Here is a 257-nt window from a genome sequence, read left to right on the forward strand (position 1 = left end):
AGCCAACCGGCACGATGACCGCATTCTTGACCTGCTGGGCCTTGACCAGCCCCAGGACCTCGGTGCGGAAGTCGTCGCGGCGATCGGACCACCGCAGCCCGCCCCCCGCCACCGGTCCGAAGCGAAGGTGGCCCCCCTCGATATGCAGAGCCCAGACGAAGATTTCGCGATAGGGCTTGGGCAGCGGCAGATTGTCGAGCTCGCGCGACGCGATCTTGATGGAGATATGGGGCTTGATGGAGCCGTCGGGGGCCGTC

At 66.5% G+C, this 257-nt stretch carries 1 protein-coding gene; it reads right to left on the reverse strand.

Features of this window, described 5'->3' with window-relative positions; all coding sequences use genetic code 11:
- Window positions 1-257: NAD-glutamate dehydrogenase domain-containing protein (locus RYX56_RS26700; protein ID WP_317124298.1), on the reverse strand; the 257-nt coding region annotated here is incomplete at both ends.

It is taken from the genome of Alkalihalophilus lindianensis, assembly GCF_032843265.1.
Classification (GTDB): domain Bacteria; phylum Bacillota; class Bacilli; order Bacillales; family Bacillaceae_D; genus Alkalihalophilus; species Alkalihalophilus lindianensis.